We start from the raw sequence: 25,763 nt of genomic DNA, 5'->3' as shown, positions 1-25,763 counted from the left end.
AGGTCGTCCAGGTCAGTGAACTCGTTCAGGTCGTTCAGGTCGTTCTCGCGCGCGGCGGTTGCGTGAGCCAAACTGGTCATGCGTTCTCCATTTGCCGGAGGGACGTGAATCCGGTCCGGCGGAGATCGGCAGGACTGTGATGAGACACGTCGGGCGCGCTGAACGCCCGACGGTCAAGCTCCTGATCAGGCCAGCTACTCCGTCGGACCGGGGCCTAAGGCCTGGGCGGACAAGTCACCCCAAGACACGAGGTCGGTCACCCCTGGAGTCACGCCCGAAGCCATAGCCACAGCCCACCACAAACGGCTCAGGCTGCAGAGGCGACTTTCACAGTCACCCTTTCTTCACAGCGGAAGCGCGGCGGGTCAGCTGATCTCGGAGTTGAACTTCTCGATCTGCTCGGTACGACCGAAGACGTAGATGACGTCGCCGGCCTGCAGCACGGTCTCGGCGGTGGCGTAGGTGAAGTCCTCGCCGCCGCCGGCGTGCTTCACGGCGACGACGGTGATCCGGTACTTCTTCCGCAGCGGGGAGCCGCTGAGCTGCGTCCCGACGAGCGACTTCGGCACGACCATCTTGATCATCGCGAAGTCCGCGTCCATCTCGATGTAGTCGAGCATCGTGCCCTGCACGGTGTGGGCGACGCGCTGGCCCATCTCGTGCTCGGGGAAGACGACGTGGTGCGCGCCGACGCGCTCGAGGATCTTGCCGTGCTGCTTGGTCATCGCCTTGGCCCAGATGTCGGCGATGCCGAGCTCGACGAGCAGCGAGGTCGTGAGGATACTGGCCTCGATGTCGCTGCCGATGGCGACGACGGCGCGGCGGAACTCCTGGACGCCGAGCTCGCGGAGGGCCTCGATGTCGGTCGAGTCCGCGGCGACGACGTGCGTCAGCTTGCCCGCCATCCGCTGGACGATGTCGCGGCGGCTGTCGATGGCGAGCACCTCGGTGCCCTCCCGCACCAGTTCGAGCGCGAGCGCGCCGCCGAACCGGCCGAGGCCGATGACCACCACCGCGTCCTTGCGTCGGTCACCCAACGATCGTCCTCTCCTCAGGGAGCTCGTACCGGCGGTCGCGCTCCCGCAGCGCCAGCGCGGAGGCCAGCGTCAACGGCCCGATGCGGCCGACGAACATCAGCGCGACCAGAACCAGTTGCGCCGCCCGGTCGAGCTCGGGCGTGATCCCGGTCGAGAGGCCGACGGTACCGAAGGCGGACGTCGCCTCGAACAGCACGCGGTCGAGCGGGTAGTCGCTCAGGCCGAGCAGCACCAGCGTGCCGGTCATCACGAGACCGATGCCCAGCAGCGCGACCGAGAGTGCCTGACGCTGGTTCGCCTCCGGGATCGCGCGCCGGCCGACGACGACCTTCGCCTCTCCCCGCATCTCGGCCCAGATGACGAACGCCAGCAGGCCGAACGTCGTGACTTTGATGCCGCCCGCGGTGCTCGCGCTGCCGCCGCCGATGAACATCAGTGCGGTCTGGACGAGCAGGCTCTCGTCGTTCATCGCGCCGGTGTCGACGCTGTTCAGCCCGCCCGAGCGCGGCATGACGGCGGCGAAGAAGCCGGCGATCAGCTTGTCGGGGACGTCGAGCGGGCCGAAGGTCCGCGGGTTGTTCCACTCCGCGATCGTGAGCAGCGCCGTGCCGAGCACGACGAGCGCGGCGGTCACGCCGAGCGTGAGCTGGGTGAAGACCGACCACTCCCGCGGCCGCCGCCAATTGCGGCGCAGCTCGAAGAGAACGAGGTACCCGAGACTGCCGAGCAGGACGGCCAGACTGACCGTCAGACTCACGATCGGGTCACGCACGAACCGGGACATGCTGTCGCTGTAGAGCGACAGGCCGCCGCTGTTGAACGCCGAGATCGCATGGAACAGCCCGTCGTACGCGGCCCGGCCCCACGACATGTCGTAGTGCGTCGCGAACCGGACCGTCAGGATCGCCGTCACCACCGCCTCGACGCAGAGGCTGTAGAGGACGATCCCGCGCAGGACCAGCCGCACGTCCTGCAGCCGCAATGCCCGGGTCTCGGCCTGGACCAGCAGACGGGCCCGGAGGCCGAGCCGACGGGACAGGATCAGCGCGACGACCGTCGCCATCGTCATGATGCCGAGGCCGCCGACCTGCATCAGCAGCATGATCACGACCTCGCCGAAGGTCGACCACTCGGCGCCGGTGTCGACGATCGCGAGGCCGGTGACGCAGACCCCGGACGTCCCCGTGAAGAGCGCGTCGACGAACGAGGCGCGCTCCCCGCTCTCGGTCGCGAATGGGAGGGACAGCAGCGCGGTCCCGGTGAACACCGCGAGCCCGAAGCCGACCGCGATGAGCCGCGCGGGGTGCGCGAGCTGTTCCCGGGCACGCCGTTCCCGGCGGGCCCGGCGTTCGTCCACCGCGCTCCGCTCCGGGTCGCTCACCGTGCCTCCTCGCGGATCAGTCGCCGTCCGCGGTGCGGTGGAACTGCCCGACGGGGACCGGCTCGGCCGGGCGCAGCCCGCCGACGACGCGCCGCGGCTCCGGCGGGCCGGCCACCACCGGGGCCTCCGGCCTCCCCGCCGCGGCCGCGGGCGGGCCGCCGCCAGGGCCGCCGGCGAGTCCGTCCTTCGCCGGGCGGATCAGGATCAGCGCCAGGATGCCGGCGACCAGGCCGATGACCCCGGCGACGCCGAGCGTCCACTGCACGCCCTCGACGGCGGCGGCGTGGACGGCGTCGGACAGCATCGGGTCGGCGGCGAGCAGTTCACCCGATCGGCCTCCCGCGACCGCCCGGCCGGCCTCGCCCGTGTCGACGCTGCCGACGCCCAGATCCCGGAAGACCTCGGCGGCACGGGCCGAGAACACCGACCCCAGGGCCGCGATGCCGAGGGCGAAGCCGAGCTGGCGGGCGGTGTTGACGGCGCCGCCGGCCATGCCGCCGCGCTGGAGCGGCACCGCCGCCATCGCGGCCGACCCGACCGTCGGGGTCGCGAGCCCGACGCCGACACCGACGACGAAGTAGCCCGGGATCAGGGCCTCCCAGCCCGCGTCGCCGTGGACCATGAGGGCACCGACGAGGCCGCCGGCGCCGATGAACAGCAGCCCGAACGCGATCGCGAGCGCCACCCGCTGCCCGTGGAGGAACCGGCCGAACGCCGCCGAGACGAGAAAGGCCATCGCCGACATCGGCAGGCTCGTCAGACCCGCCTCGATGGGGCTGAGCCCGAGCACCGACTGCAGCCAGATCGAGGTGTAGGTGAAGGCGGAGAACGCGCTGAAGGTGAGCAGCAGCGCGCAGATCATGATGCCGACGAACGAGGCCCGCCGGAACAGCGCGAGATCGAGCATCGCGCTCGGCGAGGCGCGCTCGACCAGGACGAAGACGAGCAGCACCGCGGCCGCAGCGGCGAGGAGCCACCACACCAGCGCGTCCGACCAACCGTGCTCGTTCGCGCGGATCAGCGCGTAGACCAGGGCCGAGATCGAGGCCGTGAACGTGACGATGCCGGGGACGTCCACCCGGGCCTGGCGGCGCTCGGTCGCGTCCGAGAGCCGCGTGAGGCACAGCGCGATCGCCACCGCGCTGAGCGGGATGTTGACGAAGAAGATCCAGCGCCAGGACACGGCCTCGGTGAGGACGCCACCGATGATCGGCCCGACCGCGGCGGCCGCGCCGGCGACCGCGCCCCACATGCCGAAGGCCGTGCCGCGGTCCCGGCCGGAGTAGTTGCTGTTGATCAGCGCGAAGGTCGTCGCGAACATCGCCGCGCCGCCGAGACCCTGGACGGCCCGGGCGGCGATGAGCGTCTCGACGTTCGGCGCGAGCCCGCACACCAGCGACGAGACCGCGAACAGCGTCAGGCCCCAGATGTACATCCGGCGGTGGCCGATGAGGTCCGCGATCGAGCCGGTGCCGAGCACCAGGGCGGCGAGGGTCAGTGCGTACGCGTCGACGACCCACTGCAGCGAGGTGAAGGACGCGTCGAGGTCCCCGACCATGTCCGGCAGCGCGACGTTCACGACGGTGACGTCGATGAGCAGCATGAACGTGCCCAGACACACCGTCAGCAGGGGCAGCCATTTCCGCACCACCGCACGGTAGTACCCGGGAGCGACAGTCACACCCGCCCCAGCCGTAACCTTGCCCGCCCGTTGGAGATGTCATCTCCATGCAGTGGAGATGACATCTCTTGTGCACTGCACAAGAGATGTCATCTGCAGGGGGATTCGGGTTAGGCGCCCTCGAGGCGGGCGCGGCCGGCGGGGGTGATCTGGCGGTACTCCCCCGCGGTGACGAGCAGCGGCGGGTCGGCGCGGTAGAGATCGGCGACCGCGGCGGGCGGGAGGCCGATCTCCCGGGCCGTCTGGTGGGCCTCCAGCTTGTGCAGCCGCCCGTCCGGGGCCGCGGCGTAGCGACGGAGCAGTGCGCGGGCGCGTTCCTGGACGTCCGGCACTTCCGCCGGCGCGTGCTCGGGCTGCGGCACCCGCGCGAGCAGGGACTCGACCGCCGTCGCGTAGGTCCGGGTCAGGAAGCGGACCTGGGCGAGCACGTCGAGCTCCGCGAGGTCCACCTGGGCGCCGTCGGCGCCGCCGGTCCCCTGCCACGTCCGCTTCGGGTGGCGGCGCAGGTACTCCTGCTCGAGCTCGAGCATCCGCTCGGTGTGCCGGCGGAACTGCTCCGCCGTCCCGTGCAGGAACACCCAGTGCCGGGTGGCGTGGGCCTGGTTGCCCTGGTGCTCGAGCTCGGCGTCGGAGAGCTCGGAGGCGGGCACACCGGAGGAGACGGCGAGTTCAGCAGGGGCGGCGCTCATGGGGGACGGTCCTTTCGCGCGAGGGGTGGCTGAGGAGGCGTCAGTCGAGGCGACGGAGGTTCTTGGCGAAGTTGGCGCCGTTGTCGACGTAGAAGTCCACGGCGTAGTCGATCCAGTCGTCGTTGCGCTTGCCCTCCGGCAGCGGCCGCAGCTTCGCGGGGACCCCGAGGGCCATGTGGCCACTCGGCACGACCATGTCCTCGGCCACCAGAGCGGCGGCGCCGACGATCGACGCCGGCTCGACCACCGCGCGGTTCAGGACGATCGAGCCCGACCCGACCAGACAGCGGTTGCCGATGCGGCAGCCCTCGAGGTGGACGATGTGCCCGACCACGCACTCGTCGCCGACGATCGTGGGCCACTCGTCGGTGGTGTGGACGACGGAGCCGTCCTGGATCGAGGTCTTGGCGCCGATCTGGATCAGCCCGTGGTCACCGCGGAGCACGGCGCCCGGCCAGATCGACGACTCCGGCCCGATCACGACGTTGCCGATGACCACCGCCTCCGGAGCGACGTACGCCGACGGGTCGATCTGCGGCGTCAGGTCGCCGAGTGCGTAGATGGCCATGCTCATTCCCCTCCCGAGAGGTCGGCGAGCGCCGGGAAGACCCGTTGCGCGTTGCCGGCCCACACGTTGCGAACCGTCTCCTCGTCCCACCCCAGCGCCGCGACCGCGCGCGCGTTGCGGGCGACGCCCGGCATGCCCGGCCAATCGGTGCCGAAGAGAAACTTGCGCGCCAGGCGCGCGAGGTCGTACTTGGCGTAGTACTCCCCCAGCTTGGACGGCGGCAGGCCGGACAGCTCGATCCAGACGTTGTCGCGGCTCAGCGCCAGGAACGCGGCCGCGTCGTACCACCAGCCGCGCCCGCCGTGGGCGAGCACGAAGTTCAGGTCGGGAAAGTCGCGCAGGACGTCGTCGAGCAGCGTCGGGTCCGCGTACTTGCTGGAGCTGCCGGGGAACGTCGAGGTCCCGCAGTGGATCGTGATCGGGATGTTCGCCTCGCGGCACACCTGGTACGCGGGATAGAGCATCGGGTCGTTGACCGCGAAGCCCGCGTGCACCGGGTGCAGCTTGAGACCGACGGCCCCGAGCTCGACCTGACGCGCGACCTCGTCCCCCAACGGGTGGTGCAGATGGGGGTTGACGTTGGCCATCAGCCGGAAGCGCGTCGGGTTGTGCTTGACCAGCGGCAGGTAGTCCTCGATGGGCTGGATGCCGGTCGCCTTCGGGCTGTACTCCGCGAACAGCAGCAGCGCGTCGACGCCCTGCTCCGCGAAGTGAGCATCCATCAGTTCAGGAATGGGCGCACCGTCGTCGTCGAAGAGCGCGGGCCACGGGTTCTTCGCGCCGAACTCCTTCGCCCACTCGACCCACGCGGGCCGGAGCGTGCTCAGCTTCGGCGCGTGGACATGGGCGTCGATCAGCAGGCGTCCGTCGAGCATGCGTCCGTCCTACCCGTTCGGGGGCAGGCTGGCGACGAACGGGGTGTCCACCTTCAGGTCCCCGACGTTGTGCGAACCGCCCGGCGAGCCGACGGGCTCGTTCCGGCCGGGCAGGATCTCGTAGAAGAACGTTGTCGCGTCGTCGATGTGCGGCTCGTCCTCGGCGTCGAGCATGCGGTCCTGCGCGATCGCCTCCACCGGGCACACGGGCTCGCACGCCCCGCAGTCGATGCACTCGCGGGGGTGGATGTAGAGCTTGCGGTCACCGACGTAGATGCAGTCGACCGGGCACTCCTCCATGCACGACTTGTCCATGACGTCGATGCAGGCGCCGCCGATCACGTAGGGCACGGGGACGTTCCTCTCACGAAGCAGGGGGCGAAAGCCGGAGCAGCGCCTCGTCGCGCACTGCGAAGCGTCGCAGCTTGCCGGTCGCGGTCGTCGGGAGGGTCGAGAATTCGAGGATCGTCCGCGGCCGCTTGAACGCCGCGAGCTCGGCGCGGCAGGCCTCGATCAGCGCGTCCGGGTCGATCGTCTGCCCCGGGGCGGGGACCACGCACGCGACGGGCTTGTCGAGCCCGGCCTCGTCCGGAACCGCCACGACCGCGGCCTGCGCCACGGACGGGTGCTTGAGCAGGCACGCCTCGACCTCGGCCGGCGAGACCCAGATGCCGCCCGCCTTGATCATGTCGTTCGAGCGGCCGAGGCAGACGTAGTACCCCTCCTCGTCCTGGACGTACGTGTCGCCGGTCCGCATCCACTCGCCCACGAACGCGTTGCGTGTGGTCTCGGTGCGGCACCAGTAGCCGGTGGTCAACGACCCGCCCCGGATCTGCAGGTTGCCCGGCGTTCCCGGCGGCACGACCTTGCCCTCGTCGTCGACCAGGCGCAGGTCGTAGCCCGGGACGGCGCGGCCGGTCGTCCCCGGCCGGACCTGCCCCGGGTAGTTCGAGAGGAAGATGTGCAGCGCCTCGGTGGACCCGATGCCGTCGAGAATGTCGACGCCGAACTTCGACGTGAACCGGCGGTACAGCTCGGTCGGCAGCGCCTCGCCGGCACTGGTCGCGAGGCGCACCCCCGCGAAGGTGTCCGCCGGCAGGTCCGCGGCCAGCACGGCGGCGTAGAAGGTCGGGACGCCGTAGAAGAGCGTCGGTGAGTGCTCGGCGATCCGGGTCGCCACGGACTGCGGCGTCGGCCGCACCGGGTCGAGCACCGCCGTCGCCCCGACCGAGAGCGGGAACAGCGCGGAGTTCCCGAGCCCGTAGGCGAAGAACAGCTTCGCGACGGAGAAGCAGCGGTCGTCCGGCGTGATGCCGAGGACCTGCTGCCCGTAGTGCTCCGCGACGTAGCGGACGCTGCCGTGCCGGTGCATCGCGGCCTTCGGGATCCCGGTCGTCCCGGAGGTGTAGAGCCAGAACGCCGGCGACTCGGTCCAGGTGTCGTAGACCGGCGAGTCCTTGCCCGTCCCGACCCCGATCAGCTCGCTCCACGTCACCTGCGGGCACCACCCGCCGGGTTTCTCCCCGGCGTTCTCCACCGGCGGAACGTCGTCGGTGACGATCAGCGTCCAGACCGAGGACACCTTAGCCAGCGCCGACCGGGCGGTGTCGGCGAACTCGGGCGAGGTGAACAGCAGCCGGGCGCGGGAGTCGTGGAGCAGCTCGGCGAGCTCGGTGTCGAGGTACATCGTCGAGACCGGGACCGGGACGGCGCCCATGCGCAGCCCGGCCAGGAACATCGCGAGCAGCTCGACGCGGTCCGCGCTGAACAGCACGATCCGTTCCTCGGGCCGCAGACCCAGCTCGGCGAGCCCGGCCGCAGCGGCCTGGACCAGCGTGGCGAGCTCGGTGTACGTGACGTCCCCGGCGGGACCCGTCACCGCGAGATGGTCCCCCCGGCCCGCCTCGACCTGACGGTCCAGCAGGTACACGCTCGCATTGAAGCTCTCCGCAGCAACCATGCCGACTCCCGATCTCCTGAGGGATGACGTCCCGCCGGGGGTGCCTGTCAGCCCCGGTACGGGCTGACACGGCCCCGTGCGGGACGTCATCCCGTGGAACTAGGCCAGGTGGACGTACTCGTAGTCGAACGGCTGGCCGTTGATGCCGGACCTCGGCGGGGCCACCCAGCTCGCAATCTTGCCCGGCTCGTAGACCGGCTGCATCAGGGACGCGACGTGCGCCTTGTCGTCGGCGTTGGGCAGGTAGTCGCCGACGCGGGCGTCCCACTCCTCCTGGGGAACGACCTTCCCCTCCGGGGTGATGCGGTGCTGGGAGAAGGTGCCCACCTGCCGGTTGAAGCCGACGTGCGGGAGCGAGAACTTCGTGTCGATGCCCGCGTCCGCCAGGATCGCGTTCCAACGCTTCACGCCGTTGCTGCAGTCGCTGATGTACTCGTTGCGGAGGTCGACGTTCAGGGCGGTGAGCGCCGGGATCTCCTTCTCGATCAGCCGGTCGCCCTCGATGAACGGGATCGACGCGATGGCGTCACGGAGCTGGTGGTCGTCGCTGCGCCGCTCCTCCATCCAACGGCCCTTGAGACCGGCGGTGTAGTAGTTCGCGACGTTGGTGGAGGTGTCGCCGCCGAAGAGGTCGAGCGAGACCGAGTAGTGGAAGTTGATGTACTTCTGGATCATCTCCAGCGGGACCCCGCCGTGGCGGGCGACGTCGTCGGTGTCGTGCTCGCGCATGATCTCCGCGGTCCGCGTGACCACACGGTCGACGCCGGTGGTGCCCACCATCATGTGGTGGGCCTCCTCCTTGAGCATGAACTCACACGTGCGCGACAGGGGGTCGAAGGCCGACTCCTTCAGCGTCCCGAGCTGGTACTTGCCGTCCCGGTCGGTGAAGTAGGTGAACATGTAGAACGAGAGCCAGTCCGGCGTCTCCTCGTTGAACGCGCCGAGGATCCGGGGCGCGTCGTCGGAGCCGGAGTTGCGCATCAGCAGCTGCTCGGCCTCCTCGCGGCCGGCCCGACCGAAGTACGCGTGGAGCAGGTAGACCATCGCCCAGAGGTGGCGGCCCTCCTCGACGTTGACCTGGAACAGGTTCCGCAGGTCGTACAGCGACGGCGCGGTCATGCCGAGCTGACGCTGCTGCTCGACGGACGCGGGTTCGGTGTCGCCCTGGATGACGATGAGCCGCTGCAGGTCCGCGCGGTGCTCACCGGGCACCTGCTGCCAAACCGGCTCGCCCTTGTGGTCGCCGAACGCGATGGTGCGGTCCGGGTTGCGCTCGGAGAGGAAGATGCCCCACCGGTACTCGGGCAGCGCGACGTGGCCGAAGTGGGCCCACCCCTCGCGGCCGACGTCGACGGCGGTCCGCAGGTAGACGTCCTGGGTCGGCAGCGCCGGCCCCATCTCCTGCCACCAGTCGAGGAACTTGGGCTGCCAGGACTCCAGCGCGCGCTGCAGACGGCGGTCCGAGGCCAGGTCGACGTTGTTCGGGATGCGCTCGGAATAGTCGATCGTGGTCATGCGTCAGACCCCATCTCTCTCAGACTCGCCGCCGGTCGAATACTGCCTTCTGGCCGGTGCCGTACTTGCGCAACGCGCCCTCTTCGCCGACCGCGTTCGGACGGATGAAGATCCAGTTCTGCCACGCCGTCAGACGGGCGAAGATCTTGCTCTCGATCGTCTCGGGACCGACGAAGCGGTGATTCGCCTCCATGCCGGTCAGGGCGTCCGGGCTCATCGACGCGCGCTCCTCGAGAGCGATGCGGACGTCGTCGGCCCAGTCGATGTCGTCGAGGGCGTAGGTGATCAGCCCGATCTCCTCGGCCTCGGCGGCGTCGATCGGCTCGCCGATGCGCGCGCGGACCGCTGCGAGACCCTCGTCGTCGCCCCAGAAGCGGGAGGCGAGCCGGCTCAGGCCGTTGCCCATCGGGAACGCCCCGAAGTTCACCTCGGTGACGACCAGCGTCGGCGCGACCTGGGAGTCGGCGTCGTCGGCGTCGTTGAAGATGCCGTCGAGCATGTACTGGCGGTCGCAGGCGAGCAGCAGCTCGAGGAACGGCCCGACGAAGCACGAGCCGGGCTCGACGAGCGCGATCAGCGAACGGCTCGTCACGTCGAGGCGCTTCAGCATGCGCTTGTAGAAGTGCCGGACCTCGTTGACGTACCAGTCGTCGAGGTGGGCGGCGATCTGCGCCGAGTAGGCCAGCAGCTTGGCGGCGTCACCTTCGGTGCGGAACACCCACGTGCCGGCTTCGAGCTCGTTGGTGCGCAGGCGCAGGATCAGGTCGTCGAGCTCGCGGGTGACGGCCATCGGGTAGTAGTCGGCGCCCTGGGCGTGGATGCCGGCGACGTCGGCGGGCGGGGAGTCGGCCGGACCGCGGACGGTGATCTCGACCCAGCCGCTGGCGCGGTCGATCCTCGCCGAGACGTGGGAGTACTCGAGCGCGTCGGCGGTGACCTCGCGCGACAGCGGCGTCAGCGTGACGCCCCGGGCGTCGGCCGGGCGGTGCGAGGTCTCGGCGCGAGCCAGCGCGCGCTCGCGGACCGCGTCGGCGAACTTGCTGCGCGGGATCGAGGCGTCGACGAGCTTCCAGTCGACGGCGGTCTGCCCGCGCATGCCCTCGGCGCGGGTGGCGAAGACGTCGGCGCGGTCCTTGCGGACCTTGCGCTTGTCGACCACGCGGGTGAGGCCGCCGGTGCCCGGCAGCACCGCGAGCAGCGGCACCTCGGGCAGGGAGACGGCCGAGGAGCCGTCGTCGATCAGCAGGATCTCGTCGCAGGCCAGCGCGAGCTCGTACCCGCCGCCGGCCGCGGTGCCGTTGACGGCCGCGAGGTAGGTCTGGCCCGAGTTCTCGGTCGCGTCCTCGATGCCGTTGCGCGTCTCGTTGGTGAACTTGCAGAAGTTCACCTTCCACGGGTGGGAGGACTGCGCCAGCATCCGGATGTTCGCGCCGGCGCAGAAGACCTTGTCGAGCCCGCCGGTGATCACGACCGACCGCACCTCGGGGTGCTCGAACCGCAGCCGCTGGATCGCGTCGTGCAGCTCGATGTCGACGCCGAGGTCGTAGGAGTTCAGCTTGAGGTCGTAGCCGGGGACGAGGCCGCCGTCCTCGGCCGTGCGCAGCTCGATGGTCGCGATCGGCCCGTCGAACTTCAGCGCGAGGTGCCGGTAGGAGTCCGGACTGGCGTCGAAGGAGACGACCGGGGGCTGTGTATCGGCGTTCGACATGGCAATGTCCTAGGGCAGAGGACGGGCGTCGACCTATTGTTGACACGGAATCGGCGTCCCGTCAATAACTTGTAGAGTGTTGAGCAAGAACCGGTGACACCCGAAGCCCTCAGGAGGCACTGTGCGGACCTACGAGAACCTCTACCTCGACGGCGCCTGGGTGGCCCCGGCCGTCGCCGCGGCGCCGACGCAGGTCCACAGCGCGGCCGACGGCTCCGTCGTGGCCACGGTTCCGGCCGGCAGCCCCGCCGACATCGACGCCGCCGTCAGCGCCGCCCGCCGCGCCTTCGAGACCTGGTCACAGACCACGCCGGCCGAACGCGCCGCGCTGATCACGGCCGTCGCGGACGCCCTCGAGGCCCGCGCGGACGAGCTCGCCGAGATCACCTCGGTCGAGGTCGGCATGCCCCGCAAGCTCGCCCGGCGCGTGCAGATCGGCGGACCGCTGACGGTCCTGCGCAGCTACGCGGACCTGCTCGGGACGTACGAGTTCACCAAGGAGGTCAACAACTCCCTGGTGGTCAAGGAGCCGGCGGGCGTGGTCGGCGCGATCACGCCGTGGAACTACCCGCTGAACCAGGTGATCGCGAAGGTCGGCCCCGCGCTGGCCGCGGGCTGCACCGTCGTCCTCAAGCCGTCCGACGAGGCGCCCTCCCCCGTGTTCGCCTTCGCCGAGGCGTGCCACAGCGCCGGCCTGCCGGCGGGCGTGTTCAACCTGGTCTCCGGCGGCGACGAGGTCGGCAAGGCGCTCGCGTCGCACGCCGACGTCGACGTCGTCTCGTTCACCGGTTCCACCGCCGCCGGGTCGTCCGTCGCGCAGGCCGCGGGTCGGCACATCAACCGCGTCGCGCTCGAGCTGGGCGGCAAGTCCGCGAACGTCATCCTCGACGACGCCGACCTGGAGAAGGCCGTCACGGCCGGCGTCAACAACGCGATGCTGAACTCGGGTCAGACCTGCGCCGCCTGGACGCGCATGCTGGTCCCGGCTTCCCGCCACGACGAGGCGGTCGAGATCGCGAAGCGGGCGATCGCGAAGCTGACGCTGGGTCACCCGCTGGAGGACACGACCCGTCTCGGCCCGCTGGCTTCGGCGGAACAGCAGACCCGCGTCCGTTCCTACATCGAGGTCGGGATCGCCGAGGGCGCCCGACTCGTGGCCGGTGGCCCCGAGGTGCCGGCGGACGTTCCCGAGGGCGGCTACTACGTTCAGCCCACGATCTTCGCCGACGTGAAGCCGAGCATGCGGATCGCGCGCGAGGAGATCTTCGGCCCGGTCCTGTCGATCATGCCGTACAGCGACGAGGAGGAGGCCGTGGCGATCGCGAACGACACCGACTACGGCCTGCACGGCGCGGTGTGGTCGGCCGACGCCGACCGCGCCCTGCGTGTCGCGCGACGCCTGCGCACCGGCCAGGTCGACGTCAACGGCGGCGCCTGGAACCCGCTCGCGCCGTTCGGTGGTTACAAGAAGTCCGGGCTCGGCCGCGAGTATGGCGAGGCGGGCCTCGACGAGTACCTGGAGATCAAGTCCATCCAGCGTTAGAAGTGCTTGGATGGCGTCGATGAACGCCATGCCCGCCACTCCGGTGCTCTCGCGCCGGCACAGCGTCAGTCCGCGCAGCGCCCGCTCGCTGCTGCTGACGGTGCTCGGCGAACTGGTACTGCCCAGCAAGCGCCCGGTCTGGACGTCCGCCCTGCTGCACGTCCTGGCCGGGCTGGACGTCGAGGAGAAGTCCGCGCGGCAGGCGATCGCGCGGACCGCCTCGGACGGCTGGATCTCCTCCGAACGCGACGGCCGGCGGGTCCGCTGGGTGCTCGCGCCCCCGGGGCGGAAGCTGCTGACCGAGGGCGCCGAGCGCATCTACTCCGTCGGCAACCGGCAGCAGGCGTGGGACGGGCGCTGGCTCGTCGTCATGGCCTCGGTCCCGGAGTCGCAGCGCAAGCTCCGGCACAAGCTGCAGACCCGGCTCGCGTGGGCCGGCCTCGGCAACCCCGTCGGGGGCATGTGGGTGAGCCCGCACCCGGAGCGGGCCGAGGAGGTCCGACGGATCATCGCCGACCTCGGCCTGGAGGGCTCGGCGCTCTCCTTCGTCGGGCCGTTCGGCGAGATCGGGTCCGAACGCTCCCTGGTCGACCGCGCGTGGGATCTGGCCCAGGTGGCCGAGCACTACGAGCAGTTCCTCGCGATGGTGGCCGCCGACCGGTCCCCCGCCCCCGGGGACGAGACGCTGTTCGCGCAGGTCCGGCTCGTGCACGAGTGGCGCCGGTTCCCGTTCCTGGACCCGCAGCTGCCGGACTCGCTGTTGCCGTCGAAGTGGATCGGCCACCGCGCCAAGGCGGTCTTCGACGCCAAGCACGACGCCTGGGCCCCCGGCGCCCGGGCCCGGTGGGCGGAGCTCACCGCCGATTGACGGCGGTCACGTTGCGCCATATGTGAATACCGCCTAGCCTTCAAGTGAATCCGTATTAGGCATGGACGCTTGGAGAGCCGCCGTGACTTACCCCTGGGCCGACGACGAGACCCTCGCGCTGATGGACATGGCGAGGAAGTTCTTCCTCACCGAGTCGGTGCCCCACCGCGAGAAGGCCGAGGCCAACAAGCACGTCGACCGTGACCTGTGGCGCAAGGCCGGCTCGGTCGGGCTGCTCTGCGCGGGCATCCCCGAGGAGTACGGCGGCGGTGGCGGCACGCTCGCCCACGAGTTCGCGATCCTCTCCGCCCAGGCGTCGACCGGTGACACCGGCTTCGGCAACTCGGTCCACAGCGGCATCTGCGCGCACTACATCGAGGCCTACGGCACCGAGGAGCAGAAGCAGCGCTGGCTGCCCGGCATGGCCTCCGGTGACCTCGTCGCCGCGATCGCGATGACCGAGCCCGGCTGCGGCTCGGACCTCAAGGCGCTGCGCACCACCGCGATCCAGGACGGCGACGAGTACGTCATCAACGGCAGCAAGACGTTCATCACGAACGGCGGCCAGGCCGACCTCGTCATCGTCGTCTGCAAGACCGACCCGGCCGCGCCGGGCGTCTCGGGCATCTCGCTCGTCGTCGTCGAGACGCAGGACCGGCCGGGCTACTCGGTCGGCCGTCTGCTCGACAAGATGGGCATGCACGCCTCCGACACCGCTGAGCTGTTCTTCGACAACGTCCGGGTGCCGGTGACGAACCTGCTCGGCCAGGCCGGCCGCGGGTTCCACCAGACGATGCAGCAGCTCCCGCAGGAGCGCCTGATCCTCGCCGTCATCGGCGCCGCGGTCATGGAGGCCGCGGTGGCCCAGACCATCGAGCACACCAAGAACCGCGAGGCCTTCGGCGGCACCCTGTTCGACCTGCAGAACACCCGCTTCGTTCTCGCCGAGTGCGCCACGCTCGCCAAGATCGCCCGGACGTTCATCGACGACTGCGTCGTCAAGCACTGCCGGGGCGAGCTCGACAACGCCACCGCCTCCATGGCCAAGTGGTGGGTGTCGGAGACGCAGGGTCAGGTCGTCGACAAGTGCCAGCAGCTCTTCGGCGGCTACGGGTTCATGTGGGAGTACCCCATCACCCGCATGGCTGCCGACGGTCGCGTCCAGCGCATCTACGGCGGCGCGAACGAGCTGATGAAGGAACTCATCGCCCGCTCGCTCTGACGATCCCTCGGCTGGGCGGGTGCCCCGTCCAGCTGCGGTAGGCGCGGGAGAAGTGCGCGGTGTCGGAGTACCCGAGCTCGACGGCCGTGCTGGTCACGCTGTGGCCGGCCGCCAGCAGTTCGTCCGCCCGCCGGTGCAGCGTGCGCCGCAGCAGGGAGTCGAACGACTCCCCGGCTGCGGCCAGGCGGCGCTGCAACGTGCGGGGAGTCGTCTCCAGGCGCCCGGCGAGGTCGCGCAGCGTCGGGCGGCCCTCGAGCAGCGCGGCGTCGAGCAGGCGCTCCGCGCAGGCGACGAGGTCGTCGGTCCGGGGCACCGGGTCCTCCACGGGTCCGTCGTCCCCGGCCGGTCGGCCGGGGTTGGCCAACGAGAGCACGGGGACGCCGAACACGATCCCCGCCACCTCGCCGGGAACGACCTCGCACCGGAATGCGTCCGACGCCGCCGCGCAGACCGGTCGCCGAGCCGCGGGCAGGTCGATGCGCACCGGCATCCACCGCGCGCCGGCGAACCCGCGCAACATGCTCAACTGGTAGCCGAGCGCGAGCAGTTCGTTCTGCTGCCGCCCGAGTTCGACCCGCTCGGTGACGCGGTAGCACCACTTGATCTGACGCCCCGTCCGTTCGACCCAGGTCGCGGTGGCCGACTGCAGGTCGACGGCGATCGTGTTGTTGATCCGCGCGATCGCCTCGGCGACGGTCCGGCTGCGGGAGATCCGGCGGGCGTACCCGCCGAGGCCGGCGAAGCCCACCTCGGCCGAGAGTCGGGCGCCGAAGCCGGCGTCACCCACGGACCGCGCGGCGGCCTCGATCAGCCGGAGCTGATCCCGGAGCAGGATCAGCCGCTCCGGCTCGTCCGCGAGCCGCGGCGAGAGGCCGAGATGCCGGAACAGCGGGTCGGGCCGTCCACCGCTGCGGCGCACGAGGTCCGCGACGGGACCCATCGTCGCCGCCCGCGTCAGCCCGCGCGCCTCCATGACCGCAGTCTCGCCGCGGCGGGGCCGTCCGTCACCCTCCCGGTGCGGAACTGGCGCCAGATGGCAAGCGGGCCCGGGCCGACCCGCCTAACGTGCGCCGCCGACGGCCGCCGGCGGTCGCCGTCGTCCTTGGTGGCCCGAGGGCGACCGCTCGTCACCGCTGTGGCCTCGGCTCCCGTCCCGGGGAGCCGAGGCCACCGCAATGTCAAGAAGGCAATGTCAAGAAAGGGTGACACCCCTTACTGCGCAGTAAGGGGTGTCACCCTTTCTTCGCACGCCGGGGTCAGGCGACCTTCTCGTAGAGCGAGACGACGGCGGCGCCGCCGAGGCCGAGGTTGTGCTGGAGGGCGACGTTGACGCCCTCGACCTGCCGGGGGCCGGCCTCGCCGCGGAGCTGCCAGACGAGCTCGGCGCACTGGGCGAGCCCGGTCGCACCCAGGGGGTGACCCTTGGAGAGCAGGCCGCCCGACGGGTTGGTGACGACCCGTCCGCCGTAGGTGTTGTCGCCGTCGAGGATGAACTTCTCCGCGGTGCCCTCGGGGGTCAGGCGCAGCGCCTCGTAGGTGAGCAGCTCGTTGGTGGTGAAGCAGTCGTGGAGCTCGACGACGCGGATGTCCTCGGGTGCGACGCCGGCGGCCTCGTAGACCTGATCCGCGGCCTCGCGGGCCATGTCGAACCCGACCAGGCGCATCAGGTCGGTCTCGAACGAGGACGGCCGGTCGGTGGTCATCGCCTGGGCGCTGATCTGGACGTTCGCGCGCAGGCCCTGCTTGGCCGCGTAGGCCGGGCTGACGAGCACCGCGGCGGCCGCGCCGCAGGTGGGCGGGCAGCACTGAAGGCGCGTCAGCGGGCCGTAGATCTGCGGCGAGTTCAGGACGTCGTCGAGGCTGATCGGGTCGCGGAACACCGAGTACGGGTTGTTGGCCGCGTGGGCGCGGGCCTTGACCGCGATGCGCGCGAAGACGTCGTCCCCGAGGCCGTACTTCTCGCGGTACGCCTCGCCGGCGCCGCCGAAGTAGCGCGGGGCGAGCGGGGTGTTCTCCGGCGCGGGGCCCTGCACCCGGTTGAGCGTCTCGTCGAAGCGGCCGAACGGGGAGGGCCGGTCGTCCCAGTGCGAACCGAGGGCGCCGCGCTGCATCTGCTCGAACCCGAGCGCGAGCACGACGTCCGCCGCGCCGGACTCGACCGCCTGGCGCGCGAGCCACAGCGCCGAGGACCCGGTCGAGCAGTTGTTGTTGACGTTGACGACCGGGATGCCCGTCAGACCGACGTTGTAGAGCGCGTTCTGCCCGCAGGTCGAGTCGCCGTAGACGTAGCCGACGTAGGCCTGCTGGATCGCGTCGTAGTCGACGCCCGCGTCCGACAGCGCCGCCGTCACGGCCCCGGTCGCCATGACGTCGTACGGCTGTGCCTTGCTCGGTGTCGCGAAGGGCACCATGCCCACACCGGCAACCCGTGCCTTGCCGCTCATCCGAAGCCTCCGTTGGCTAGCATTGATTCACTTAGGGTCGAAATCCTAGGTGTCCGGCGACGAGGATCCAAGGGGGTGCGGCGTTGTCCCTGAGCGCGACCCCACCGCCCCGCGGCACCCGCCCGCGCAACCGACGGGCCCTGATCCGCGACGCCGCGACCGAGCTGTTCGCCCAGCGCGGCTACGCGAACGTGGCGGTCTCCGACATCGCCGCCGCGGTCAACGTCGGGGCTTCCGCGGTCTACCGGCACTACGCCGGCAAGGCGGACCTGCTCTTCGACGCCATCGACACCGCCCTCGAAGCGACGCTCACGGCGCTGCCCACCGACGAGGGCGCGGACCTGCCGCAGATCGCCGCCGTCCTCGCCCGCGCGACGCTCGACACCCGCGAGGCCGGGGTGCTCCTGCAGCGCGAGTCGCGCAACCTCTCCCCCGACGCCGCCGCGCAGATCCGCAAGAAGCGCGTGCAGATCTCCGGCTGGCTGACGACGGAGATCGCCGCCCGCCGTCCCGAGCTGACGACCGAGCAGGCCGAGCTCCTCGGCGTCTGCGCCTCGGACACGCTGACGAGCATCTCCTTCCATCGCCAGGTGCTCCCCCGTCCGGAGTTCGACGACCTGCTCGCCGACCTCGCGACGCGGATCCTGCGAATGGACCCGCCCGCCGACACCACCCGCGAGACGCGCGCCCGCCGTCCGAAGCCCGCGAGCCGGGCCGACGAGATCCTCGACGCCGCCACCGACCTGTTCGCGGAGCGCGGCTACGCCGAGGTGAGCATCGACGACATCGGCGCCGCCGTCGGCATCGCGGGCCCGAGCGTCTACAACCACTTCGCGAGCAAGCAGGACATCCTCGTCGACGCCCTCGCCCGTGGGCTCCGGGGACTGCGCGCCGCCATGGACACCGCCCGCGACGAGGGGCGCACCCCCGCCGAGGTCCTTCGCCGACTCTCCGACGCCTACGTGGATCTGACGCTCGATCACCCGAGCCTGGTCATCGCAATGATTCACGAGCTCATCCACCTCGGCAGCGAGGCTCGCGCCGCCGAGGCCCGCCGGCTGCAGCGCGAGTTCATCCAGGACTGGGTCGCCCTCGCCGGCGCCCACCACCCCGACGACCCCGTCGTCACCCGCATCAAGGTCCAGGCCGCCCAGATGATGGCCAACGACGTCGCCCGCACACCCCGGCTCCGCCGCATCCCCGGCCTCCGCGCCACCGCCCGCGACGCCGCCTGGCTCCTCCAGCAGTAGCGCCGAAACACGAAACCTTTCCTTGGAGATGACATCTCCAACGGATACCGCTCTGTGCAGTGGAGATGACATCTCCAACGGAAACCGCTCTGTGCAGTGGAGATGACATCTCCAACGGAAACCGCTCTGTGCAGTGGAGATGACATCTCCAACGGATACCGCTGTTCGCACTGGAGATGTCATCTCCACTGCGGAAGGGGGGCGCGCCTCAGGCCTGGGAGGCGAGGAACTCCTGGACGAGGGCGGCGAACTCGGGGGCGCGTTCGATCTGGGGCATGTGACCGGTGTCGGGGAACAGGTGGGTCTTCGCGTCGGGGAAGGCGCGGCGAGCGGTCTCGAGGTGACGGTGGGGCAGGATCTTGTCCCGGTCGCCCCAGACGATCAGCATCGGCTTCGGGTGCTTGCGGGCGGCGACGAGAAGATCGCGGCGCCAGCCCTGGTCGACGCCGCGGATCGTGCCGAGGCCCAGGGCGGTCTCGGCCATAAACGCCGCGGCCTCGGGCTGCCGGCCGAGCTTCAGCGCGTGCTCGATCCGCTCCGGGGTGGCGTACGACCGGTCGCGGTAGAGCGCGCGCTCGATCAGCCGGGCCGAGGCGCGGGTGGGGCGACGGAGCAGCTGCTTGCCGACGCCGGGGACCGCGAGCATCCGCAGCAGGTACGTGACCTCGCGGCCGAAGCCGCCGCTGTTCACCAGCACGACGGAGGCGACGCGGTCCGGCGCGGCGCCGAGGACGCCGAGCGAGACCGCCCCGCCGAGGGAGTTGCCGATCAGGTGGACCGGGCGCGACTCCCCCAGCGCGTCGAGCGTCTCCAGCACGCCGGCCGCGAACGACGGCAGCGTCGAGGGCTCCGGCCGCCGCTGGGAGTACCCGAACCCGGGCAGGTCCAGCGCGATCAGCCGGTTGCCGGCCCGCAGCAGCTCGAACTGCGGGTCCCAGTCCTCCAGCGAGCGCCCGATGCCGTGCAGGAGCACCACCGGCCGCCCGGCCGGGTCGCCTTCGATGCGGACCCGGGTGCGACGGCCGGCGACGTCGACGAACTCGGGCGCGGCCACGAGGTCAGCTCCAGTCGTAGAAGCCCTTGCCGGACTTCTTGCCGAGCTCACCGGCGGCGACCTTGTCGATGAGGATCTGCGGGGGCTCGAAGCGCGGCCCCAGGTCCTTGGACAGGTTGCGCGCGATGTCGAGCCGGACGTCCAGGCCGACGAGGTCGGTCAGGCGCAGCGGACCCATCGGGTGCTTGTAGCCGAGCTCCATCGCCTTGTCGATGTCCTCGGCCGAGGCGACGCCCTCCTCGAGCATCCGCATGCCCTCCAGGCCGATCGCCACCCCGAGACGCGAGGTCGCGAAACCCGGCATGTTCTTCACGACGATCGGCTCCTTGCCGATCCGCACCGCCAGGGCGCGGGCCGACTCCAGCACCGCCGGGTCGGTCTGCTCGCCGCGGACGATCTCCAGCAGCGGCATCACCCACACCGGGTTGAAGAAGTGCAGGCCCAGGAACCGCTCCGGCCGGGTCAGCACCGTCGCGAGCTCGTCGATCGACAGGCCCGAGGTGTTCGTCGCGAGGATCTCCGGCGCGCAGTGCGACTCGATCCGCGGGAGCAGGTCCTTCTTCAGATCCATCCGCTCCGGGACGGCCTCGACGACCAGGTCCGCGGTCCCGGCCGGCAGGTCCTCCACGGCCGCGACGACCGAGATCCGGCCGATCAGCTCCTTGGCCGCGGCCTCCTCCAGCTTCCCCCGCTTGACCGCCGACTCGGCGACGCCGGTCAGGGTCGCCACCGCGTTCGCGCCCCGGCCGGAGTCCGGCTCCACCAGGATCGCCGTGTCCCCCGCCGCCGCCAGGACGTAGGCGATCCCCAGCCCCATCGTCCCGGCCCCGATCACCGCGCTGTACTCGCCCATGCTCGGCGTACTCCCGTCGCTGTCCGGATTCGTCTGCGCACAGCCAACCCGATGGCGGCCGGTCGCGACGCGCCGGGCCGGGCGGACACCATGTCAGACACTCTGGTCGGACAGAGTGTCCCACAAGGTCAGACGCCGAGGTCCGGACCCGGCGCGAGGTCCTCGGGCACCGGGTCGAACGACGTCGGCGAGCCCGCGCAGGTGATCGTGATCTGCTGGATCCGGGCCTGGATGTGCGGCGGCGCCGGCTGGCCACGGTTGAGGCTGAGCTGCTTGATCTCCTCGTCCGAGAGACCGGTCCGCATGCCGAGCACGATGCACTCGGTGATCGGCTCCGGCAGCTGCGCGCTCGCGCGGAAACCCTTCTCGAACAGCGCCCGCAGCGCGGAGACGCCCTCGGTGTCGCTCGGGCACTCCGCCATGAACCCGAGCAGCTTGGCCGAGCTCTCCTGGCTGTTGCGGAACAGCTGGTGCGCGGTGTCGAGGAACGCGGGGTCGTCCTGGCCGAGCAGGCGGTCCTTCACGCAGCTGCGGACGGTCGGGTTGTCGAACGGGTCGTCCGGCCCGTCGGAGTCGTACTTCTCGCCGAAGGTCCTCTCCAGGCTGGAGCGCAGGTAGTCCGCCCGCCACTCCGCGACGCGCCAGACGTCGTCGTCGCCGCGGCGGAAGGCCCAGGTCCCGGTCGCGCCGTCGGTGCTCCCACCCCGGACGGTGACGGTCGCGGTGGCGTCCTCGTCGTCGATCTGGATGTTCTCGACCAGCGCGCCCGTCGCGCCGTCGGAGTCGTCGTCGTCGGAGTCGTCCTGCTCGCAGGTCGCGACGTCCCCGAAGACGGTGCGGACGAAGTCCTCGGTCAGGTGGCTGGTGCAGACGTCCTCACCCTTGTCGACGGTGGTGACGTAGTTGACCAGCGCGGTGATCTCCTCCTTGTGCTTGCTGTCGTCGTCGCCGGACAGCAGGAGGACGCCGCCGGTCGCGGCGGCGGCGATCACCGCGACGGCCGCGGCGATGGCCAACGGAACCTTCTTCGACCGCTTCGGGCTCGCGATCGGGACGCTCGTCGCCGCCGCCTGCCCCCCGGTGCTCTGGAAAAGCAGCGGCGGGGGCGGCGTGGGCAGGGGGTTCGTCGGGAACCACTGCCACTGGCCGACCTCGGTGCCCGACCCGCCGACCACGTGCCAACGGCCGGGGCTGCCGTCCGGGGAGGGCGGCTGCTCGTGGGGCACGAAGTCCCACCGGTCCGGCTGACCCGGGACCGGGACTGCGACCCAGTCGCCACCTGAACTCGTCATAACCTCACCATTCTCACCGGTACCGCCCCGCCCCGGGGAGAAATGGGACAACTCCCGGTACGGTCGGGGCCGTGCAGTCGACACCTCGTCTCTTCGGTGCGGGCGGCGTCGTCCTGGCCGGCGGCCGCTCCTCACGCATGGGCACGCCCAAGGCGGCCCTGGACTGGCACGGCTCCACGCTGCTCTACCGCACGACCGCGCTGCTCCAGCGCGCGGTGAGCGGACCGGTCGTGGTCGTGTCCGCCCCCGGCCAGGAACTCCCCCCGCTGCCCGACGGCGTCCGCGTCGTCGAGGACCCGGTCGAGGGCCTCGGCCCGCTGCAGGGCATCGCCGCCGGTCTGCAGGCCGTGGGCGAGACCGTCCCGATCGCGTTCGTGACCTCCACCGACCTGCCGTTCCTGCACCCGCGGTACGTGCACCGGGTGATGACGTCGATGGACGACGTCGAGGTCGCGCTGCCGATCCTTCACGACCACCGCCAGCCCCTCGCCGCGGGTTACCGGACCGAGCTCGGCGACCGCGCCATGGAGCTGCTCGAGAAGGGCGCCCGGACGCCCGGCGAGCTGTTCGCCGAGTCGAACGTCCGCGAACTCGACGCCGCCGACCTGTTGGCCGACCCGATCCTCGAGCACGTGGACCCCGAGCTCGCCTCGGTCCGCAACATCAACACGGCCGAGGAGTACGAGCAGGCCCGCGCCGAGCCGGAGCCCGAGATCACGATCCACATCCACGGCACGTGGATGGACCAGGGCAAGACCCGGATCGAGACGATCCGCGCCGCCAACATCGGCAGCGCGACGCGGACGATGCGCATCGGCATCGCGGCCGCTCTGCTCGTCACCGTCAACAGCGAGAAGGTGGCGAAGGAGCCCGACGTCCCCCTGTTCCAGGGCGACTCGGTCGCGATCCTGACCTCCAACGTCGGTGTCTGACGCCTCGATGCCGCCGGAGCCCGCGCACGACCTCCCCGCCGCCGAGTCCCTGGCGATCTGGCTCGAGGCGTGCCGGGCCGCGGGGTGCCCGGAGCGCACCCCGGCCGAGGTGGTGCCGCTGAACCGCGCCGTCGGCCGGGTGACCGCCGAGCCGGTGCTCGCCCGCCGCTCGTCCCCCGCCTACGACGCCGCCGCGATGGACGGGATCGCCGTCCACGCCGCGCAGGCGACGGCCGGGGCGGTGCTGACCGACTTCGTCGTCGTCGACACCGGGGACCCGATGCCGACCGGCTACGACGCGGTCGTCATGCGCGAGGACGTGACGTTCGTCGACGACAAGGCCGAGGTCGGCAAGGCGGCCGAGCCGGGCAAGCACGTCCGTCCGGTCGGCGAGGACGTCCGCGAGGGCGAGACGCTGCTGCCGGCCGGGCTGCGTCTCCAGCCCTGGGACGTCGCGGCCGCGGCAGCCGCCGGACACGAGAACCTGACGGTGCATCAGGCTCCGCGGGTGGCGATCGTCCCGACCGGCGACGAGATCCGTCCCCTCGGTTCGCGGCTTGAACCCGGCGACATCCTCGACACCAACTCGCTGATGCTCGCCGCCCAGGCGGAGGAGCTCGGCTGCCGGACGCGGATCCTCGACATCGTCCCCGACGAACCGCCGCAGCTGCTCGCGGCGATGCGCGACGCGGCGGCCACGTCCGACCTCGTTCTCTTCATCGCGGGGTCGAGCAAGGGCCGTGGGGACCACACCGCCGACGTCGTCGCCGCGGCCGGGGCGCTGGCGGTGCACGGGGTCGCGGTGCGGCCGGGGCACCCGGTCGTGCTCGGCGTCGCGGGCCGGACGCCGGTGCTCGGCGCGCCGGGCTACCCCGTCTCGGCCGCGCTGACGTTCGAGGTCTTCGCTGCGCCGATGATCGCCGCCCTGATGAACACCGCGCCCCCGCGGCGCGCGGTCGTCGAGGCCCGGCTGGCCACCGGACTGAACTCGACCGAGAGCAGCGAGGACTGGATCCGCGTGCAGCTCTCCTCCGACGGCGACGATCTCGTCGCGACCCCGCTGACCCGCCGGGCCGGGGTGCTCACCTCGCTGGTGCGGGCCGACGGCATCGTCGTGCTGCCCGCCGGGACCCCCGGTCCCGGGGCCGGTGACCGGGTCCCGGTACGCCTGCTCCGCACCTGAGACGCTGACCCCGCCCGTCCCGAGCACGCCCGTCCCGAGCACGCCCAAGGAGAGTCCCGATGGACCGGAACGTCACGCCCGACGCGATCCTGCAGCTCGGCTTCGGGTTCTGGGGCGCGAAGACGCTCCTGAGCGCGGTCGAGCTCGGCGTGTTCACCGCGCTGGCCGACGGACCGAAGCCGCTGCCGGTGCTGTCCGCGGAGTTCGGGCTGCACCCGCGCTCGGCGGTCGACTTCTTCGACGCGCTCGTCGCCCTCGGAATGCTGACCCGGGACGACAACGGCTACGCCAACACCCCCGCGACCGCGGCGTACCTGGACCGCAACTCCCCCACCTACGTCGGCGGCATCCTCGAGATGGCGAATGCCCGGCTGTACACGCACTGGGGCAACCTCACCGAGGCGCTGCGGACCGGCGAGCCGCAGAACGAGGCCAAGGGCGGCGGCGACGACCTGTTCGACGCGCTGTACTCCGACCCCGACCGGCTCCAGCAGTTCCTGCGGGCGATGACCGGCGCGAGCCTCGGCCCCGCGTACGCGCTCGCCGAGGCCTTCCCGTGGAAGGACTACTCCAGCTTCCTCGACGTCGGTTGTGCCCAGGGCGCGGTGCCCGTCGCGCTCGCGAAGGCGCACCCGCACCTGACCGGCGCCGGCTTCGACCTGCCGGCCGTCGAGCCGATCTTCACCGAGTACGTCACCGAGCACGGCGTCGCCGACCGCGTCACCTTCGCCGGCGGGGACTTCTTCACCGACGACCTGCCGAACGCCGACGTCGTCGTGATGGGCCGGATCCTGCACGACTGGCCGTTCGAGACCAAGTTCGAACTGCTCGGCAAGGCCTACGACGCGCTGCCCGAGGGCGGCGCGCTGATCGTCTACGAGACCCTGATCGACGACGACCGGCGCGAGAACGCCTTCGGTCTGCTGATGAGCCTGAACATGCTCATCGAGACTCAGGGCGGCTTCGACTACACCGGCAAGGACTGCAGCGGGTGGATGACGCTCGTCGGCTTCACCGAGACCCGGGTCCAGCACCTCGCCGGACCCGTCTCGATGGTCGTCGGGATCAAGTAGCGCGTGGCGGATCGGCCGCTGGGTATCGGGATGGGGTTCGGACACCCCTTCCGAGAAGAGGAACCAGCATGGCCACCCGCGTGGGGTACTTCGTCGGCAGCCTGTCGTCGACCTCGATCAACCGGGTCCTCAGCCGCGCGCTGATCCGCCTGGCCCCGGAGCACCTGGAGTTCACCGAGATCCCGATCGGGAACCTGCCGCTCTACAGCCCCGACCACGACGCGAACTACCCGCCGCAGGCGCTCGCGCTGAAGGAGGCGATCGCCGGCTCCGACGCGGTTCTGTTCGTCACGCCGGAGTACAACCGGTCGATCCCGGGGGCGTTGAAGAACGCCATCGACTGGGCCTCGCGGCCGTGGGGACAGAACTCCTTCCACCACATGCCGGCGGCGGTGATCGGGGCGTCGATCGGCGCGATCGGGACCGCCGTGGGCCAGCAGAGCCTGCGCGCGGTGCTGAGCTTCTGCAACGCGCGGCAGATGACCTCGCCGGAGGCCTACGTCCACTTCACGCCCGAGGTGTTCCGCGACGACGGAGAGATCACCGACCCCTCGACCGCGGAGTTCCTGACCGACTACATGCAGGAGTTCGCGACCCACATCGAACGCGTCCTCACCGTCATCCCCCGGCGGTAA

Annotated in this window: 23 protein-coding genes; 8 read left to right on the top strand and 15 right to left on the bottom strand. The window is 71.0% G+C overall.

What is annotated here, in order from left to right:
* Positions 1-365: 365 nt before the first annotated feature.
* The 10 genes from ABD401_RS18325 to boxC all read right to left on the bottom strand — a co-directional run bounded on the left by ABD401_RS18325 (position 366) and on the right by boxC (position 11,414).
* Positions 366-1,037 (bottom strand): potassium channel family protein, encoded by a 672-nt coding sequence (locus ABD401_RS18325; RefSeq protein WP_344607376.1) that lies wholly within the window; start codon positions 1,035-1,037, stop codon positions 366-368.
* Positions 1,030-2,418 (bottom strand): TrkH family potassium uptake protein, encoded by a 1,389-nt coding sequence (locus ABD401_RS18320; protein WP_344607375.1) that lies wholly within the window; start codon positions 2,416-2,418, stop codon positions 1,030-1,032. Before ABD401_RS18320 ends, ABD401_RS18325 begins: the two co-directional genes overlap by 8 nt.
* 16 nt (positions 2,419-2,434) lie before the next feature.
* Complete coding sequence (locus ABD401_RS18315) at positions 2,435-4,066, bottom strand: MFS transporter (RefSeq protein ID WP_425566198.1); 1,632 nt, start codon at positions 4,064-4,066, stop codon at positions 2,435-2,437.
* A 143-nt stretch (positions 4,067-4,209) separates the two neighbouring features.
* Positions 4,210-4,788 (bottom strand): DUF6158 family protein, encoded by a 579-nt coding sequence (locus ABD401_RS18310; protein WP_344607371.1) that lies wholly within the window; start codon positions 4,786-4,788, stop codon positions 4,210-4,212.
* A gap of 40 nt (positions 4,789-4,828) precedes the next feature.
* Complete coding sequence (locus ABD401_RS18305) at positions 4,829-5,362, bottom strand: gamma carbonic anhydrase family protein (RefSeq protein WP_344607369.1); 534 nt, start codon at positions 5,360-5,362, stop codon at positions 4,829-4,831.
* Complete coding sequence (locus ABD401_RS18300; RefSeq protein WP_344607367.1) at positions 5,359-6,231, bottom strand: amidohydrolase family protein; 873 nt, start codon at positions 6,229-6,231, stop codon at positions 5,359-5,361. Before ABD401_RS18300 ends, ABD401_RS18305 begins: the two co-directional genes overlap by 4 nt.
* Before the next feature lie 9 nt (positions 6,232-6,240).
* A complete protein-coding gene (fdxA, locus tag ABD401_RS18295) occupies positions 6,241-6,582 on the bottom strand; it encodes a ferredoxin (protein ID WP_344607365.1) in 342 nt (113 codons plus the stop codon).
* 13 nt (positions 6,583-6,595) lie between these two features.
* Positions 6,596-8,191 carry a benzoate-CoA ligase family protein gene (locus ABD401_RS18290; RefSeq protein WP_344607363.1) on the bottom strand — a complete coding sequence of 532 codons (1,596 nt, stop codon included), beginning with the start codon at positions 8,189-8,191 and terminating at the stop codon, positions 6,596-6,598.
* A gap of 99 nt (positions 8,192-8,290) precedes the next feature.
* The gene (gene boxB / locus ABD401_RS18285) at positions 8,291-9,706 is read right to left on the bottom strand and encodes a benzoyl-CoA 2,3-epoxidase subunit BoxB (RefSeq protein WP_344607361.1); all 1,416 of its coding nucleotides are present in this window, start codon (positions 9,704-9,706) and stop codon (positions 8,291-8,293) included.
* 19 nt (positions 9,707-9,725) lie between these two features.
* Positions 9,726-11,414, bottom strand: a complete 1,689-nt coding sequence (gene boxC, locus ABD401_RS18280; protein WP_344607359.1) for a 2,3-epoxybenzoyl-CoA dihydrolase — start codon at positions 11,412-11,414, stop codon at positions 9,726-9,728.
* Between the two features lie 121 nt (positions 11,415-11,535).
* Here boxC and ABD401_RS18275 point away from each other — a divergent pair, with 121 nt between their 5' ends.
* The 3 genes from ABD401_RS18275 (at position 11,536) to ABD401_RS18265 (ending at position 15,047) form a co-directional block, all read left to right on the top strand.
* Complete coding sequence (locus ABD401_RS18275; protein WP_344607357.1) at positions 11,536-12,957, top strand: aldehyde dehydrogenase family protein; 1,422 nt, start codon at positions 11,536-11,538, stop codon at positions 12,955-12,957.
* Between the two features lie 10 nt (positions 12,958-12,967).
* Complete coding sequence (locus ABD401_RS18270) at positions 12,968-13,825, top strand: PaaX family transcriptional regulator (RefSeq protein WP_344607355.1); 858 nt, start codon at positions 12,968-12,970, stop codon at positions 13,823-13,825.
* Between the two features lie 82 nt (positions 13,826-13,907).
* Complete coding sequence (locus tag ABD401_RS18265) at positions 13,908-15,047, top strand: acyl-CoA dehydrogenase family protein (RefSeq protein WP_344607353.1); 1,140 nt, start codon at positions 13,908-13,910, stop codon at positions 15,045-15,047.
* Here ABD401_RS18265 and ABD401_RS18260 read toward each other — a convergent pair.
* Both ABD401_RS18260 and ABD401_RS18255 read right to left on the bottom strand, forming a co-directional pair.
* On the bottom strand, positions 15,028-16,020 hold the full coding sequence (locus ABD401_RS18260) for an AraC family transcriptional regulator (protein ID WP_344607351.1): 993 nt from the start codon (positions 16,018-16,020) through the stop codon (positions 15,028-15,030). The two genes, ABD401_RS18265 and ABD401_RS18260, sit on opposite strands and share 20 nt — an antisense overlap.
* 283 nt (positions 16,021-16,303) lie before the next feature.
* Entirely contained in the window at positions 16,304-17,491 is a 1,188-nt protein-coding gene (locus ABD401_RS18255; RefSeq protein WP_344607349.1) for a lipid-transfer protein, read from the bottom strand.
* Between the two features lie 83 nt (positions 17,492-17,574).
* On the opposite strand from ABD401_RS18255, the gene ABD401_RS18250 reads away from it, so the two are divergent.
* The gene (locus ABD401_RS18250) at positions 17,575-18,741 is read left to right on the top strand and encodes a TetR/AcrR family transcriptional regulator (protein WP_344607347.1); all 1,167 of its coding nucleotides are present in this window, start codon (positions 17,575-17,577) and stop codon (positions 18,739-18,741) included.
* 208 nt (positions 18,742-18,949) lie between these two features.
* Here ABD401_RS18250 and ABD401_RS18245 read toward each other — a convergent pair whose 3' ends face one another.
* From ABD401_RS18245 to ABD401_RS18235, 3 genes are all read right to left on the bottom strand, one after another.
* Entirely contained in the window at positions 18,950-19,795 is an 846-nt protein-coding gene (locus tag ABD401_RS18245; RefSeq protein WP_344607345.1) for an alpha/beta fold hydrolase, read from the bottom strand.
* A gap of 4 nt (positions 19,796-19,799) precedes the next feature.
* On the bottom strand, positions 19,800-20,648 hold the full coding sequence (locus ABD401_RS18240) for a 3-hydroxyacyl-CoA dehydrogenase family protein (protein ID WP_344607343.1): 849 nt from the start codon (positions 20,646-20,648) through the stop codon (positions 19,800-19,802).
* 128 nt (positions 20,649-20,776) lie between these two features.
* Positions 20,777-21,940: a hypothetical protein gene (locus ABD401_RS18235; RefSeq protein WP_344607341.1), complete on the bottom strand. Its 1,164-nt coding sequence runs from the start codon at positions 21,938-21,940 to the stop codon at positions 20,777-20,779.
* A 71-nt stretch (positions 21,941-22,011) separates the two neighbouring features.
* Here ABD401_RS18235 and mobA point away from each other — a divergent pair, with 71 nt between their 5' ends.
* From mobA to ABD401_RS18215, 4 genes are all read left to right on the top strand, one after another.
* Positions 22,012-22,872, top strand: coding sequence for a molybdenum cofactor guanylyltransferase (gene mobA / locus ABD401_RS18230; protein ID WP_344607339.1), 861 nt, complete (start codon positions 22,012-22,014; stop codon positions 22,870-22,872).
* Entirely contained in the window at positions 22,865-24,055 is a 1,191-nt protein-coding gene (locus ABD401_RS18225; protein ID WP_344607337.1) for a molybdopterin-binding protein, read from the top strand. Before mobA ends, ABD401_RS18225 begins: the two co-directional genes overlap by 8 nt.
* Before the next feature lie 59 nt (positions 24,056-24,114).
* Entirely contained in the window at positions 24,115-25,128 is a 1,014-nt protein-coding gene (locus ABD401_RS18220; protein WP_344607335.1) for a methyltransferase, read from the top strand.
* 68 nt (positions 25,129-25,196) lie between these two features.
* A complete protein-coding gene (locus tag ABD401_RS18215; protein WP_344607333.1) occupies positions 25,197-25,763 on the top strand; it encodes an NADPH-dependent FMN reductase in 567 nt (188 codons plus the stop codon).

The sequence above is a fragment of the Sporichthya brevicatena genome (assembly GCF_039525035.1).
In the GTDB taxonomy this organism is placed as follows: Bacteria; Actinomycetota; Actinomycetes; order Sporichthyales; family Sporichthyaceae; genus Sporichthya; species Sporichthya brevicatena.
Note: the sequence above shows the minus strand (reverse complement) of the source record. Positions and strands in the feature narration are given on the sequence as shown.

What these genes read in the sequence shown, in the direction of transcription:
- ABD401_RS18240 (WP_344607343.1), bottom strand. Translation starts at nt 20,648, where the DNA reads ATGGGCGAGTACAGCGCGGTGATCGGGGCCGGGACGATGGGGCTGGGG.
- ABD401_RS18215 (WP_344607333.1), top strand. Translation starts at nt 25,197, where the DNA reads ATGGCCACCCGCGTGGGGTACTTCGTCGGCAGCCTGTCGTCGACCTCG.
- boxB (WP_344607361.1), bottom strand. Translation starts at nt 9,706, where the DNA reads ATGACCACGATCGACTATTCCGAGCGCATCCCGAACAACGTCGACCTG.
- ABD401_RS18300 (WP_344607367.1), bottom strand. Translation starts at nt 6,231, where the DNA reads ATGCTCGACGGACGCCTGCTGATCGACGCCCATGTCCACGCGCCGAAG.
- ABD401_RS18255 (WP_344607349.1), bottom strand. Translation starts at nt 17,491, where the DNA reads ATGAGCGGCAAGGCACGGGTTGCCGGTGTGGGCATGGTGCCCTTCGCG.
- ABD401_RS18220 (WP_344607335.1), top strand. Translation starts at nt 24,115, where the DNA reads ATGGACCGGAACGTCACGCCCGACGCGATCCTGCAGCTCGGCTTCGGG.
- ABD401_RS18310 (WP_344607371.1), bottom strand. Translation starts at nt 4,788, where the DNA reads ATGAGCGCCGCCCCTGCTGAACTCGCCGTCTCCTCCGGTGTGCCCGCC.
- ABD401_RS18235 (WP_344607341.1), bottom strand. Translation starts at nt 21,940, where the DNA reads ATGACGAGTTCAGGTGGCGACTGGGTCGCAGTCCCGGTCCCGGGTCAG.
- ABD401_RS18270 (WP_344607355.1), top strand. Translation starts at nt 12,968, where the DNA reads ATGGCGTCGATGAACGCCATGCCCGCCACTCCGGTGCTCTCGCGCCGG.
- ABD401_RS18305 (WP_344607369.1), bottom strand. Translation starts at nt 5,362, where the DNA reads ATGAGCATGGCCATCTACGCACTCGGCGACCTGACGCCGCAGATCGAC.
- boxC (WP_344607359.1), bottom strand. Translation starts at nt 11,414, where the DNA reads ATGTCGAACGCCGATACACAGCCCCCGGTCGTCTCCTTCGACGCCAGT.
- ABD401_RS18260 (WP_344607351.1), bottom strand. Translation starts at nt 16,020, where the DNA reads ATGGAGGCGCGCGGGCTGACGCGGGCGGCGACGATGGGTCCCGTCGCG.
- ABD401_RS18290 (WP_344607363.1), bottom strand. Translation starts at nt 8,191, where the DNA reads ATGGTTGCTGCGGAGAGCTTCAATGCGAGCGTGTACCTGCTGGACCGT.